Source organism: Delftia deserti, assembly GCF_042653485.1.
GTDB lineage: Bacteria > Pseudomonadota > Gammaproteobacteria > Burkholderiales > Burkholderiaceae_C > Comamonas > Comamonas acidovorans.
This window is the reverse complement of record NZ_JBHSIH010000001.1, coordinates 5,044,276-5,057,901: the sequence shown is the minus strand read 5'-3', so window position 1 is coordinate 5,057,901 and position 13,626 is coordinate 5,044,276. Positions and strand designations below refer to the sequence as shown.

Here is a 13,626-nt window from a genome sequence, read left to right as displayed (position 1 = left end):
ACCGCGTCGGCCCCGGGATCGCATCAACGCAGGCCAGCGATGTAGTCTGCCACGGCCTTGATTTCGCGATCGTTAAGCTTGGCAGCAACCTGCGTCATCTGAATGCTATTGCCGCGCTTGCCGTCACGGAAGGCCGTGAGCTGGGTCGTGGTGTAGTCGGCATGCTGGCCCGCCAGGCGCGGGTACTGGGCCGGAATGCCGGCGCCGTTGGGGCTGTGGCAGCCCGCGCAGGCGGCAATGTTGCGCTCCTGGATGCCGCCGCGGTAGATGCGCTCGCCCATGGCCACCAGGTCCTTGTCCTTGGCAAAGCCGTCCTTGGGCTTTTGCGTGTGCAGCCAGGCGGCGATGTTCTTCATGTCAGGCTCGCTGAGCATGCTGGCAAAGCCCTTCATCACAGGGTCCTTGCGCTTGTCGTCCTTGAACTCCAGCAACTGCTTGACCAGGTACTCGGGATGCTGGCCGGCCAGCTTGGGCTGCAGCGGGATGGTGGAATTGCCGTCGGCTGCATGGCATGCCGCGCAGACTGCGGTGTAGCTGGCCTCGCCCTTCGCCAGGTCGGCCTTGGCCGCCTTCGGCTGTGCCGGGGCAGCAGGTGCCTCGCCAGCGGAGAAAGCGGGAAAGGCGGGGGCTGCAGCAAGAATGGCAGCCGTCAGCAAAGAGGCAAGCAACTTCATATCGAGGGCGTGGTTCTGTTGTTGAAAGCGCAAAATTCGGCGGATTCTACAATGGGGTCCCCTGTGATTGATATCGTCAGGAACCCTGGTTTCGCCCCTGCGCACAGAGGAAAACACATTCCTTGATCGTGGTCACGAACTGGCCACGGATCCGGTGCGGAACATGTGTTTTTCACAGCCCAGCATATCGATCTGTGCCAGCGCGGCAATAAGGGCTCTACCCATGTGGCGCGCAATACCACACCGCTTTCTTCCCGAATTCCAGGCCCCTCGCCCGCCTCAGCCCGCGCCGAAGCGGCTTTCGGCCTGCCTGCGGAATTCCGAGGGTGTCATCCCCTTGATTTCCAGAAAGCGCCGGTTGAAGTTGGCCAGATTGCTGAAGCCGACCTGAAAACAGATATCGGCGATGAAGCAATCGGTCTGCATGAGCAGATGGCAGGCACTGTTGATGCGCACGCGGCTGACAAAGTCGGTGAAGCTGTTGCCTGTGGCGCGGCGAAAGAAACGGCTGAAGCGGCTTTCGCTCATGCCCAGTTCGGCCGCCACGTCCGCCAGGCTCAGCGGCTCGTTCACGCGCGCCATGATGCGGTTGACCACCTCGTTGATCTGGTCCACCTGCGCCTCGGCCTGCACACCCTGCATCTGCACCGCCGACAGCAGCCGGTAGTCCGTGCATTCGGAAAGATCGCACAGCAGATCACAAAAGGCCGCGAAGCGGCGCATGCCGCGCGCACCCCGGACCGCCTCCCAGTGAATGCGAGCTGCCTCGGCCATGTCGAAGAACTCGATACCGTGGCGCGCGCGGTCCAGCAGTTGCAGCACCTCGCGCATCTCGGGAATCTGCTCGGCCGCACGGGCAATGGGATCGTGGTTGAACAGGATGACGAGATCGCGCTCGGGCGCGCCGGCCTCGGGCACGTCGAACGATATCCAGTTGTGCGGCAGGCGCGGGCCGCAGAGCACGAGGTGGCCCGGCTCGAACGGCCCTATCCAGTCCCCCACGAAGGCGCGGCCCGAGGTGTGGGTGATGAGGTGCAGCTCATACTCGTCATGGAAATGCCAGCGCACCAGCGGGCTCGGAAAACCATGCGCCAGGCAGCGCACCAGGCCACTGCCGTCCACGTCTTCATAGCCCAGGGCGGGCGTGCGGACAAAATCGCGCTCCAGCTCGGGGTGGCGCTGGCGGGGCGGGCGGCGGCGTGTGCTGGGCATGGCAGTCAATCAATCAGGGACGATGGAGACGGGCACAAAGAGCATGGCATCACCGGCTGCCACTACGCCCTGTCCTGCTGCGCTTGCGCAGCATCCAGGCCCGCAAGCGCAGCATCCAGCTCCGCACGCCAGGGCGGCTGGGCGCCGGCGCGCGTGCAGTTGAGCGCGGCAGCCGTGGCCGCAAAGCGCAGCACCTCGCGCCACGCGGCATCGGGCAGGGACTGCAACTGCTGCGCCTGCTCCACGCCACGCTCGAGCAGTGCCACGGACAGTGCCGCGCCAAAGGTGTCGCCCGCGCCGATGGTGTCCGCCAGCGGCACCACAGGCGGGCGCACCGACAGCGGCGCGTGGCCTGCGCGCAGCAAGGTGGCGCCCTCGGCGCCCTGCGTGAGCACCACGGCCCTGGGCCCCCGCGACAACCAGCTACCGGCAGCCTCCAGCACCGGCTGACCAGGCGCGATGAAGGCCGCATCCTCGTCGCTGAGCTTGATCAGGTCGGCCAGCGCCAGCCAGTCAAGGCAGTCGCGCCGGAAGGCCTGCGCATCGCGGATCAGCGAGGGGCGCACATTGGGGTCGAAGACGATGAGGCGCCGACCGCGCTGCGCGGCCACCAGATCCAGGATGCGCGGCCCGGCCGGCGCATGCAGCAGCGCGATGGAGCCGAATTGCAGGATGCGGCATTCGTCCGGCAACTTCGGCAGCTCGGCAGGCGACCACAGCGTGTCGGCCGTGCCCTGCATGTAGAAGGCATAGCGGTTGGTGTGTTCGCCGCGCTCCACAAAGGCCAGCGTGCTGGGCGCGCTGCAGCGCTGCACCAGGCGCATGTCCACGCCGTTGCCCTGCAGGTGCGCGAACAGGCGCTCGCCAAAGAGATCCTCCGAGAGCTGCGAGACAAGGCCCGTGGCCTGTCCCAGCCGCGCCGCCGCAATGGCGCCATTGGCGGGCGCCCCGCCCTCATGGCCCTGGAAGGCCAGGCCACCCGTGGCGGTGAAGTCGATCAGGGCCTCGCCCACGATGGCTATGCGCATGTCAGCTCCGCCTTGTGCATCTTCAGCTCCTGTCCACAAATGCCCGTACCCGCTCCATGGCCCGGCGCACCGACTCCACCAGCTGCGGATGGCCTGCCACCTCGCCCCACAGCTGCGGCTCGGCGCACAGCGAGGCCACGGGATCGGGCGCCGCGCAGATGGCATGCGCCACCGCCGGGTCCATGGCCTGGTCCTGGTACGCATAGGGCAGTGTGCCCTGGTGCCAGCGCTGCAAGAAGGCCAGGAACAGCGCTGGCAGCATGGCCACGGCATCGATGGCGGCGTTGTGCGCCAGCCGCTCGCGCAGCGTGGGCGCGATGAAGCCGGGGATCTTGGCAAACCCATCGGCCGCCACCCGCTGGTTGGTGTCGCGCAGGGCCGCATTGCCAAAGCGCTCCAGCACCGTATCACGGTAGGCCGGCAGGTCCAGCGGGCCGGGCCGGCCCGGTGCGCAAAGGCAGGCAATCACATCCCGGGTCACATAGTCCCAGGCCATCTGGCGTATCGCGGGCACGGCGCAGCCTTCGTGGATATGCTCCAGGCCCGCCAGCGTGCCGGCCCAGGCGATGCAGCTATGGCTGGCGTTGAGGATGCGGATCTTGGCCTCTTCATAAGGCGCCACCGAGGGCACCAGCTCAACGCCCACGGTCTCCCAGGCGGGGCGCCCGGCAATGAAGCGGTCCTCGATCACCCATTGCGTAAAGCGCTCGGCCATCACTGCTGCCCCATCGTCGCGGCCGGTGGCGGCCAGCACGCGCGCACGCAGCTGCGGTGGTGGGCGGGGAGTGATGCGATCGACCATGGCGTTGGGGCAGCTGGTGTGCCGCTGTGCCCAGTCGGCCAGCTCATGCAGCTGCGCCTGGCGCATGAAGGCCAGCAGGCCGGCGCGCAGGCGGTCGCCGTTGTGGCGCAGGTTGTCGCAGCTCAGCAGCGTGACGGGGCCGGCATCCGTGGCACGGCGCACCTGCAGGATGGCGCAGAGCACGCCATAAATGGTGCTCCCTGCCTCGCCACGGTGCGCGCGCTCCAGGTCCTGCGCCAGATCGGGATGCGCAGCGTCGAGCACCCCCTGGCCATCCAGGCAGTAGCCGGCCTCGGTGACCGTGAAGGAGATGATGCGGGTGGCCGGCCGGGCGCCCCGCTCCACGACGGCGGCCAGCCCGGGCGCGTACGGAATCACCTCGCTCAAGGCATCCAGCCACTGGTAGCGCACCGTGCCGTTGGGCGCAACCGTCTCCAGCGTGTAGGCCCCGCCCTGCCGCACCAGGGCGTCCAGCGTCTGCGCCATGTCAGGGCGCAGGTTGGCGCCCACCAGCGCCCACTGCGTGTCGCCCGCGTCCATCAACCGCTGCTGGTAGGCAGCCTGGTGCGCGCGATGAAAAGAGCCCAGTCCCAGGTGCAGCACCGTGGGGCGGGAGAGGGAGGGTGCAGTCGCGTTCATGGTGTCCCGGACAAAGGGATGGGAGAGACGGAAAGAAGAGGGCAGCGCGCGGCCGCCAGGCTCATCAGGCAGCCAGCGCACGGCCATCGCGGTCGAACAGATGGAGCATGCAGCCCGGGTCGAGGGACACCCTCACCCCATCGCCCACGGCCAGCGGCATGCGCTCGGTCTGGCGCGCCACCAGCGGCACGCCCGCCACGTCCACATGGACCAGCGTGTCGGCACCCAAGGCTTCGATCAGGTCCACGCGCCCCTGGACGCCAGCACCGTCACCGTGGCCTGCTTCGGCCCGGGACAGGCGCAGCGCCTCGGTGCGTATGCCCAGCGTGCCGTCCGGCGGCAAGCGCCCGTGCGCGCTGGCAGACAGGCCCGGCACGGCATGGGCCGCCAGCAGGTTCATCGGCGGCATGCCGATGAACTGCGCGACAAAGCGGTTGGCCGGGCGGTCATAGAGCTGCAGCGCAGAGCCCACCTGCTCGATGGCGCCGTCGCGCATCACCACCACGCGGTCGGCCAGGGTCATGGCCTCCACCTGGTCGTGCGTCACATAGATGGTGGTGGCGCCCAATGCGCGGTGCAGCTTGAGGATTTCCACGCGCGTGTTGCCGCGCAGCGCCGCATCCAGGTTGGACAGCGGCTCGTCGAACAGGAAGACCTTGGGCTCGCGCACGATGGCGCGGCCGATGGCCACGCGCTGGCGCTGCCCGCCCGACAGCTCGCCCGGGCGGCGCTCCAGGCAGGCCGTGAGATCGAGCGTTTCCGCGGCCCGGCCGACCTTGCGCAATATCTCCTTGCGCGGCACGCCCGCCAGGCGCAGCGCAAAGGACATGTTGTCGTACACGCTCATGTGCGGGTACAGCGCATAGCTCTGGAACACCATGGCCAGATCGCGCTGGCCCGAGGGCATGTGCGTGATGTCGTGCCCATCGAGCCGCAGGCGGCCCGCGCTGACGGACTCCAGCCCCGCGATCAGGCGCAGCAGCGTGGATTTTCCGCAGCCCGAGGGGCCGACGAAGACGATGAACTCGCCGCGCTCGATGGCGAGGTCCACGCCACGGATGATGTGCGCCTCGCCAAAGCTCTTGCGCATGTCTTGCAGTTGCAGATAGGCCATGGTTTTCTTGGTTTGAAGAGCGGCTACTTGACGGCGCCGAAGGTCATGCCCTGCACCAGCTGCTTCTGGCTGAACCAGCCGAACACCACGATGGGCGCGATGGCCAGCAGCGATGCCGCCGAGAGCCGGGCCCAGAACAGCCCCTCGGGGCTGGAGTAGGAGGCGATCAGCGTGGCCAGCGTGCCGGCGCGCGCACTGCTGAGGTTGAGCGACCAGAAGGTCTCGTTCCAGCTCAGCACCAGACACAGCAGGCCCGTGGAGGCAATGCCGCCCAGCGCCAGCGGCAGCACCACATGGCGGAACTCGGCCCACAGGCCGGCGCCATCCATGCGCGCGGCTTCGAGGATCTCGTGCGGAATATCCTTGAACGCGCTGTAGAGCATCCACACCATGATGGGCAGGTTGGACAGCGTGAAGACCACGGTCAGCACCGTGAGCGTGTCCAGCAGGCCGGCGCCCTGGGCCAGCACGTAGATGGGCAGCAATGCGCCCACGGCGGGCATCATCTTGGTGGACAGCATCCACATCAGCACATCGCGTGTGCGCCGCGTGCGAAAGAAGGCCATCGAATAGGCGGCAGGCACGGCGATGGCCAGGCCCGCCAGGGTGGACCCCAGGCTGGTGACCAGGGAATTGCGCGCGTGCAGCAGGTAGTTGCTGCGCTGCTGCACCTCGCCGAAGTTGTCCAGCGTGGGCTCGAACACGAACAGCGGAGGCACGGCAATGGCCTGCAGCTCGGTCTTGAACGCGGTCAGGAACAGCCAGCCCAGCGGAAAGAACAGCAGCAGCGCCAGCGACCAGGCCGCGGCGGCACGCAAGACGGTGGAAAGTGAAGCGGCCGTCATGCGTTCAGTCCAGGCTCTTGCCGACGATGCGGATCAGGAAGATGGCAACGATGTTGGCCAGCACCACGGCGAACAATGCCCCCGCCGAGGCCACGCCCACGTCGAAATGCATCAGCGACTGCTTGTAGATGAGATAGGTGAGGTTGGTGCTCTCGTTGCCCGGGCCGCCCGCCGTGGTGATGGCGATCTCCGCAAACACGCCCAGCAGGAAGATCATCTCGATCATCACCACCACCGCCATCGGGCGGGCCAGATGGGGCAGCGTGAGGTGGTGGAAACGCTGCAGGGCATTGGCGCCGTCCATGCGCGCCGCCTCCATCTGCTCGCGGTCAAGCGACTGCAGCGAGGTGATGAAGATCAGGCAGGCAAAAGGCAGCCACTGCCAGGACACCATGATGATCACGGACAGCAGCGGCACCTCGGTCAGCCAGTCCACAGGCTCCAGGCCCAGCGCCCTGCACAGGCTGGCCAGCACGCCGTAGATGGGATTCATCATCATGTGCTTCCACAGCAGCGCGTTGACGGCGGGCATCACGAAGAAGGGCGAGATCAGCAGCACGCGCACCATGCCCCGCCCCGGAAATGGCTCGTTGACCAGCAGCGCAAGCAGCACGCCCAGCACCACGGTGATCGACACCACGCCGGCCAGGAAAACCAGGGTCTGGCGCACGGCGGGCACGAAGTCCGGGTCGGTGACGAAGAACTCGTAGTTGCGCAGGCCCACGAAGGGGTGGCCGCCCGGCTGCAAGAGGTTGTAGTCGACGAACGAGAAATACACCGTCATCAGCAGCGGCACCAGCATCCAGCACAGCAGCACGGCCACGGCGGGAGCCATGAGCGCGCGGGGCAGCAGGCGCGTCATGGGCACGGGGCTTGGTCGAAGCATCGGGGCAGCCATCACTTGTAGTAGCCGCTTTTCCTCATCTCGCGGTCCGCCAGGGTCTGCGAGGTCTTGAGCGCCTGCTCCACCGTGGCCTTGCCCGACAGCGCCGCACTGACTTGCTGTCCCACGGCAATGCCTATGGCCTGGAACTCGGGGATGGCCACGTACTGCACGCCGATGTAGGGCGAGCGTGGCTCGGTCGCATCGCTCAGGCTCACGCTGTCGATGGCGTGTTTTTCGGCGCCGGCAAAGTCCGCGACCTTCTGGAACTCGGCACTCGCATAGGTGGACTGCCGCGTACCCGTGGGAACGGCTCGCCAGCCATGCTCGCGCGCCACCAGCTGCACGTACTCCTTGGAAGTGGCCCATTTGATGAAGGCCTGGGCCGCATCCACCTTCCTGGAGCCGGCGGGAATGGCCAGGTTCCAGGTCCACAGCCAGGTCGCCCCCTTGGGCGTGGAGGCCACGGGAGCGGCCGCATACGCCACCTTGCCGGCCACCTTGGACTGCCGTGGATCGCCCACGAACGAGGCCGCAATGCTGGCATCGACCCAGGCTGCGCACTTGCCCTCGTTGAACAGCGCCAGATTCTCGTTGAAGCTGTTGGCCGATGCGCCGGGCGGCCCGTAGGCCTTCAGCAGTTCCACATAGAAACCCACGGCCTTCTTCCAGGCCGGGGTGCCCAGCTGCGGCTTCCATCGCATGTCGAACCACTGGCCTCCGTGGGTGTTGACCATGGTGGTGACCAGGGCCATGTTGTCGCCCCAGCCCGGCTTGCCGCGCAGGCAGATGCCATAGACGCCAGCCTTGGGATCATGGACCTTGGCGGCAAATTCCCGCACCTGCTCCCAGCTCGGCTGCGCAGGCATGGTGAAGCCCGCCTTTTCGGCCAGATCACGGCGGTACATGAGCATCGATGCCTCGCCATAGAACGGCAGGGCGTGGAGCCTGCCCTCGTACGACAGGCCCTTGCGGATGGAGGGCAGCAAATCGTCTGCGTCATAGGCGGCATCGGTGGCAATCGGCAACAGCCAGCCATTCCTCGACCAGATCGGCACCTCGTACAGGCCCACCGTCATCACATCGAACTGGCCGCCCTTGGTGGCGATGTCGGTGGTCACGCGCTGGCGCAGCGTGCCTTCTTCCAGCGTGACCCATTTGAGCGTGATGCCGGGGTGGGCCTGCTCGAAGCGGGCAGAGAGTTTCTGCATCTCGATCATGTGGCCGTTGTTCACGGTCGCGATCACGAGTTCGGTGTCGGCCTGTGCGCCTGTGACCGATGCGGCCACGGCCAGCGCCGCGCCCGCCCTGATCAAGCTGTGCATGTCTGTCTCCTTCTTGCCTGGTCGTTTTGAAATGCCGGATCACCGCGCCTCCCGTCCCGGCAGCGGATGGACCATTGTGGCAACGGCCCCCTTCCCGGACTGGTACGCCAGACCTGCACCCCAATACTTTTATGCACAGGCGAGGCGGCAATATCCCGTAGCAGGTGCATCAAACCATCTGCCAGCAGGACGGCGCCTCCTCGCCCTCTAGAATCGGGCCGTCCATTCCCCCCGGAGCAGACCATGGCCGTGCAGCGCATTCCCGTCCCGCCGAGTGCCCTCGGCGAGTCACCCTTCTGGCATCCGCTGGAGCGCAGGCTCTATTGGTGCGACATCCAGGGCCTGCGCATCCATTCCTGGGATCCGGCCAGCGGCCTGCACCGCAGCTGGGCCACGCCCAGCGAGCCGGGCTGCTGCGCACCCACGGACCAGGGCCGCATCGTCGTGGGGCTGCGCGACGGCTTCGGCCTGCTGGACACCGCCACGGGCCACACCGCCATGATTGCCCTCCTGGAACATGACCCGCGCCAGTTCCGCCTCAATGACGGGCGCTGCGACCGTGCGGGCCGCTTGTGGGCCGGCTCCTTGTTCTCGCCCAAGACGGGGCCCGATGCCGCGCTGTGGTGCCTGCGCGCTGACGGCTCCGGCGGCTACGCCGTGCAACGCATGGCCGGCGACTGCACCACCGCCAACGGCCTGGCCTTCAGCCCCGATGACCGATCCATGTATTGGGCCGACACGCCGGCCCACCGCATCGACCGCTTCGCCTTCGACCTGGACTCCGGTACGCTGGGCACGCGCTCGCTCTGGAAGGCCTTTGCCCCCAGGACCGACGGCCGGCTGTACGGAGGCCGCCCCGACGGCGCCAGCGTCGACGCCCGGGGCAACTACTGGGTCGCCATGTACGAAGGCGGCTGCGTGCTGCAGCTGAGCCCCGAGGGCGAGGTGCTGCAGCGCCTGGACACGCCCGTGCACTGCCCCACCATGGTCTGCTTCGGAGGCGAGGACCTGCGCACGCTGTACATCACATCGGCCGGCCACGGACGGCCCGAGCAGGAACATGCGGCCGAGGTGCCCGCGGGCGCGCTGATGCAATGCCGCGTGGACGTGCCGGGGCTGCCGGTGAACTTCTTCAGGCAAGCTGCAGCACGCCAGCCACGCTAGCCGCGTCATCAATCAAATACTCGGCGCAAGCCCGCCGGCCGGGGGGTGCAATGCAGGAGCCCCGGGTATTGCCGAGCCTGGAGCTCGGGGGAAACCATGAATCCATTCTTGCCTAACCACGGCCAAAATCATTCCATCAATAGAATGACCTATTGATGATCATATTCCTGGTGCATGGCCTCTCACCCGCGTTGCGAGAACAAGAGGCGACCCGCGCCCAGGCACTTCGTCAGCCACGTTGCGCCAAGACAGGCGCATCCCGCCTGGATCGACTCATCAAGGGGAGGAAGCCCATGAAAACCATCGACTCCAGTTGCCACGCAGGTTCCGCAACGATGCGGCGACCAGTGCCTGGCGTGGCGCTGCCATGGCGGTTTTCTGCTCTGGCGGCGCTGGCGCTGTGCATGCCATTCGCGGCGGCATCCGGCCAGGACTATCCCAACAAGCCGATCCGCATCATCATCGGCTTCGCGCCAGGCTCCAGTGGCGATGTACAGGTTCGGCTGGTCGCCCGCAAGCTCACCGAGGCCTGGGGGCAACCCATCATCATCGAGTCCAAGCCAGGGGCAAGCGGCAGCATCGCTGCGGGAATGCTCGTGCGCGCCGCACCCGATGGCTACACGCTGCTCTACTTTCCCGCAGCGCTGGCCGTCAACCCCAGCCTGTTCCCGAAACTCCCGTATGACCTCGCCAGGGATTTCAGTCCCGTCGCGCTGCTCAGCAAATTTCCCCTGGTGATGGCCGTCACCAGCACCCTGCCCGCTAGAAGCGTCGCCGAGGTCATACGCCTGGCGAAGGCGAAGCCCGGCAGCCTGAGCTATGCATCCCTGGGCAACGCAAGCCCGCCGCACCTGGCAGGGGAGCTCTTCAACCAGATCGCCGAGGTGAAGCTGGTCCATGTGCCCTACAAAGGCTCCGGACTTGCGCAAAGCGACCTGATCTCCGGACACGTGCAGGTCATGTTCGACACGGCGGTGGCCACGACTCCGCATGCGGCAGCCGGCCGGACCCGCGCATTGGCGGTCACCACCAGGCAGCGCTCCTCCCTGCTGCCAGAGTTGCCAACGCTGCACGAGTCCGGCATCCCTGGATACGACCTCTATGGCTGGGGTGGAATCGTGGCTCCGGCAGGAGTCGCCCCTGAGATCATCAGCAAGTTGAATACGGAGATAGCAAAGGCCCTCGGTGACCCGGGCGTTGCGCATCGCCTCGCATCGCTCGGGGCCGAGACTGCCGTCATGAGCCCCCTGGAATTCGGTGCCTTCATCCAGGACGAGGCGGCGAAATGGAAGGACCTGGTGCTCAGAACCGGCGCCAGGCTGGATTGAAGAGCCATCATGACCGACAGACGCATGAAACTTCACACGCTGGGGACGGGAGGGCCGCGCCTCGATGCCGAGCGATCCTCTTCTTGCCACATCCTGGAAACAGGGGGCCAGTACCTGATTTTCGACATCGGCCGGGGCGCCATTCAGCGCATCGCGCAAAAGAGGCTGCCGATCGCAAGCCTGGGCCCCTTGTTTATTTCACACCATCACGTTGACCACATCGGCGAATTCGCCAACTACCTCATCACCAGTTGGATCGAAGGGCGCCGCGCACCGCTGTGCGTCTATGGACCACCGGGCACCGCCGCCATCGTCGACATCCTCATGGCTTCGGTGTACGACCGCGACATCGCCTTCCGCACCCAGGGGGAAAAGGCCTTTGGCCCTTTCGTGGGCGCGCAGGTTATCGAATTGCGAGGCGGAGAGGTGGTCGAAGGCGATGGCTGGCGCGTGAGGTGTGCGGAAGTCGAGCACGGACACAAGCTGCCTTTCAGCAACGTCTTCCGAAGAGGATGGATCTGCCACGCCTACCGCGTCGAATGCGAGGGAAAGGTTTTTTCATACAGTGGGGATGCGGTGATGTGCGATGCACTCGCAGGCATCGCCGAAAACGCCGATCTGCACCTGCAATGCTGTTACATGCCACGCTCCGCGTTCACGCGCAGCACGCACCTTCAGGACGTCAGCCGGTATACGCTGGCATGTTCGGATACCGCCGGCAAGATCGCTGCCCGGGCGGCCGTGAAGCAGCTGGTCCTGACGCACTTCAAGCGGCTATCGGTCGAAGAGCTGCTCGAGATCGAACGGGATGTTCGTGCCGATTTTTCCGGGCCGGTCCACTTGTCACGCGATCTGTCCGAGTACGATTTCTAGAGCGTGTCATGCACTTTCCAGGCGGACGTACGGGCCTTGCGGCTTCTCGGCCCGCATCCGCAGCAGCAACCCTGCGGTCGATGCGTCCAGACCCGCCATGTTGCCGCTGGCCAGGCGCGGCTGCAGGTCGCGCGCCAGCAGCTTGCCCAGCTCCACCCCCCACTGGTCGAAGCTGTTGAGGCCCCACAGCGCACCCGCCACGAACACGCGGTGCTCCTGCAAGGCGATCAGCGCACCCAGCGCCGCCGGAGTGAGCGCATCCAGCAGTACGAAGGTGCTGGGCCGGTTGCCCGGGAAGTGGCGGTGGCCATCATCGCAGGAACGCCCCTGCATCAAGGCCTGGGCCTGGGCCAGGGCGTTGGCCAGCAGTTGCTCGTGGTGGCCCTGCAGGCCGTGCGAGGGCCGCTGCACGGCGATGATCTCCAGCGGCACGATGTCCATACCCTGGTGCAGCATCTGGAAGAAGGCATGCTGCCCATCCGTACCAGGCTCGCCCCAGAGCACGGGGGCCGAGCCCAGTGCCAGCGGCCGGCCCTGGCGGTCCACGCGCTTGCCGTTGCTCTCCATCTCCAGTTGCTGCAGATAGGCCGGTAGGCGCCGCAGGCCTGCATGGTAGGGCGCGATGCAGCGGCTGCCAAAGCCCAGCAGATTGCGGTTCCAGATGTCGAGCAGCGCCAGGCGCACGGGCAGGTTGGCCTGCAGCGGTGCCGTGCGGAAGTGGTGGTCCATGGCATGCGCGCCGGCCAGCAGGTCGCGGAATGCCGCGGCTCCCACGGCGACGGCCACGGGCAGCCCGATCGCCGACCACAGCGAATAGCGCCCGCCCACCCAGTCCCAGAAGCCGAAAGTGGTGGTGATGCCCATCTGAGCCGCCGCCGAGGCATTGGTGGTCAGTGCCACGAAATGCCTTGCCACATCCGCTCCACCGCTGCGTGCCTGGAACCATTGCAGTGCGCTGCGCGCATTGGTCAGCGTCTCCTGCGTGCTGAACACCTTGGAGGCCACGATGAACAGCGTGCTGCGTGGCTGCAGCCCATCGAGCACCGATTGCAGCTCATGCCCATCCACGTTGGAGACGAAGTGCATGCGCCGCCGTGCGTCGCACATTCCCTGCAACGCCTGCACGGCCATCTGCGGCCCCAGGCCCGATCCGCCGATGCCCATGCACACCACATCGGTGATGCCGGCATCGGCCCTCACGCGCTCGGCATAGGCCAGCATGGCATCCAGCGTTTCGTGCACCTGGCCCAGGGCCCATGCCAGCCCCGGCGGCGCATCGCCACGCGGGCAGCGCAGCAGCGCGTGCAGCACGGCGCGGCCCTCGCTGCCGTTGACGTGCTCGCCGGCGAACATGGCATCGCGCTGCTGCTCCACTGCACACTCGCGCGCCAGGCGCAACAGCAGCGCCTCGGCCGGTGCATCCCAGAGGTTCTTGGACAGGTCTGCAAAACAGTGTGGCGCCTCCTGGCTGAAGTGCGCGAACCGGCCGGGATCATCGGCAAAGGCCTGGCGCAGATCGAAGCCCTTGCGCAGGGCCAAGGCATGTTGGTGCAGCGCAGGCCAGACAGTGGCATGGTCGCAGCGCGGGGGCTGGGGAATGACGGACAGCATGGGATGAAAGTAATCTGATTACCAAATCGACAACACATCTCTGGAACAAGACCTCAATACCTTCCTATAATTTATCCGATTCTTCAAAATTTTGGTAACCAAGTTACCAAAAATAGATGCACCAACTT

At 66.4% G+C, this 13,626-nt stretch carries 12 protein-coding genes; 3 read left to right on the top strand and 9 right to left on the bottom strand.

Annotated features, from left to right (window positions below):
* Positions 1–23: 23 nt before the first annotated feature.
* The 8 genes from ACFPFG_RS24020 to ACFPFG_RS23985 all read right to left on the bottom strand — a co-directional run bounded on the left by ACFPFG_RS24020 (position 24) and on the right by ACFPFG_RS23985 (position 8,522).
* Positions 24–674: a c-type cytochrome gene (locus ACFPFG_RS24020; protein ID WP_183019461.1), complete on the bottom strand. Its 651-nt coding sequence runs from the start codon at positions 672–674 to the stop codon at positions 24–26.
* A 279-nt stretch (positions 675–953) separates the two neighbouring features.
* Positions 954–1,886, bottom strand: a complete 933-nt coding sequence (locus tag ACFPFG_RS24015) for an AraC family transcriptional regulator (RefSeq protein ID WP_380108594.1) — start codon at positions 1,884–1,886, stop codon at positions 954–956.
* A gap of 62 nt (positions 1,887–1,948) precedes the next feature.
* Complete coding sequence (locus tag ACFPFG_RS24010) at positions 1,949–2,914, bottom strand: carbohydrate kinase family protein (protein WP_183019463.1); 966 nt, start codon at positions 2,912–2,914, stop codon at positions 1,949–1,951.
* Between the two features lie 22 nt (positions 2,915–2,936).
* Positions 2,937–4,355, bottom strand: a complete 1,419-nt coding sequence (gene dalD / locus ACFPFG_RS24005; protein WP_312373901.1) for a D-arabinitol 4-dehydrogenase — start codon at positions 4,353–4,355, stop codon at positions 2,937–2,939.
* Positions 4,356–4,419: 64 nt separating this feature from the next.
* A complete protein-coding gene (locus ACFPFG_RS24000; protein WP_380108591.1) occupies positions 4,420–5,469 on the bottom strand; it encodes an ABC transporter ATP-binding protein in 1,050 nt (349 codons plus the stop codon).
* Positions 5,470–5,492: 23 nt separating this feature from the next.
* Positions 5,493–6,314 carry a carbohydrate ABC transporter permease gene (locus ACFPFG_RS23995; RefSeq protein ID WP_183019466.1) on the bottom strand — a complete coding sequence of 274 codons (822 nt, stop codon included), beginning with the start codon at positions 6,312–6,314 and terminating at the stop codon, positions 5,493–5,495.
* A gap of 4 nt (positions 6,315–6,318) precedes the next feature.
* Positions 6,319–7,176 carry a carbohydrate ABC transporter permease gene (locus ACFPFG_RS23990; RefSeq protein ID WP_183019697.1) on the bottom strand — a complete coding sequence of 286 codons (858 nt, stop codon included), beginning with the start codon at positions 7,174–7,176 and terminating at the stop codon, positions 6,319–6,321.
* Between the two features lie 35 nt (positions 7,177–7,211).
* Positions 7,212–8,522, bottom strand: a complete 1,311-nt coding sequence (locus ACFPFG_RS23985) for an ABC transporter substrate-binding protein (RefSeq protein WP_380108589.1) — start codon at positions 8,520–8,522, stop codon at positions 7,212–7,214.
* Positions 8,523–8,765: 243 nt separating this feature from the next.
* Between ACFPFG_RS23985 and ACFPFG_RS23980 the strand changes: the two genes are divergently transcribed.
* The 3 genes from ACFPFG_RS23980 to ACFPFG_RS23970 all read left to right on the top strand — a co-directional run bounded on the left by ACFPFG_RS23980 (position 8,766) and on the right by ACFPFG_RS23970 (position 11,887).
* Positions 8,766–9,686 (top strand): SMP-30/gluconolactonase/LRE family protein, encoded by a 921-nt coding sequence (locus ACFPFG_RS23980; protein WP_183019468.1) that lies wholly within the window; start codon positions 8,766–8,768, stop codon positions 9,684–9,686.
* Between the two features lie 293 nt (positions 9,687–9,979).
* Positions 9,980–11,014: a tripartite tricarboxylate transporter substrate binding protein gene (locus ACFPFG_RS23975; protein ID WP_312373912.1), complete on the top strand. Its 1,035-nt coding sequence runs from the start codon at positions 9,980–9,982 to the stop codon at positions 11,012–11,014.
* Between the two features lie 9 nt (positions 11,015–11,023).
* Positions 11,024–11,887: an MBL fold metallo-hydrolase gene (locus ACFPFG_RS23970; protein WP_183019470.1), complete on the top strand. Its 864-nt coding sequence runs from the start codon at positions 11,024–11,026 to the stop codon at positions 11,885–11,887.
* A gap of 6 nt (positions 11,888–11,893) precedes the next feature.
* Here the strand turns inward: ACFPFG_RS23970 and pgi are convergent, their stop codons facing one another.
* Positions 11,894–13,498 (bottom strand): glucose-6-phosphate isomerase, encoded by a 1,605-nt coding sequence (gene pgi, locus ACFPFG_RS23965; protein WP_380108585.1) that lies wholly within the window; start codon positions 13,496–13,498, stop codon positions 11,894–11,896.
* Positions 13,499–13,626: the final 128 nt, after the last annotated feature.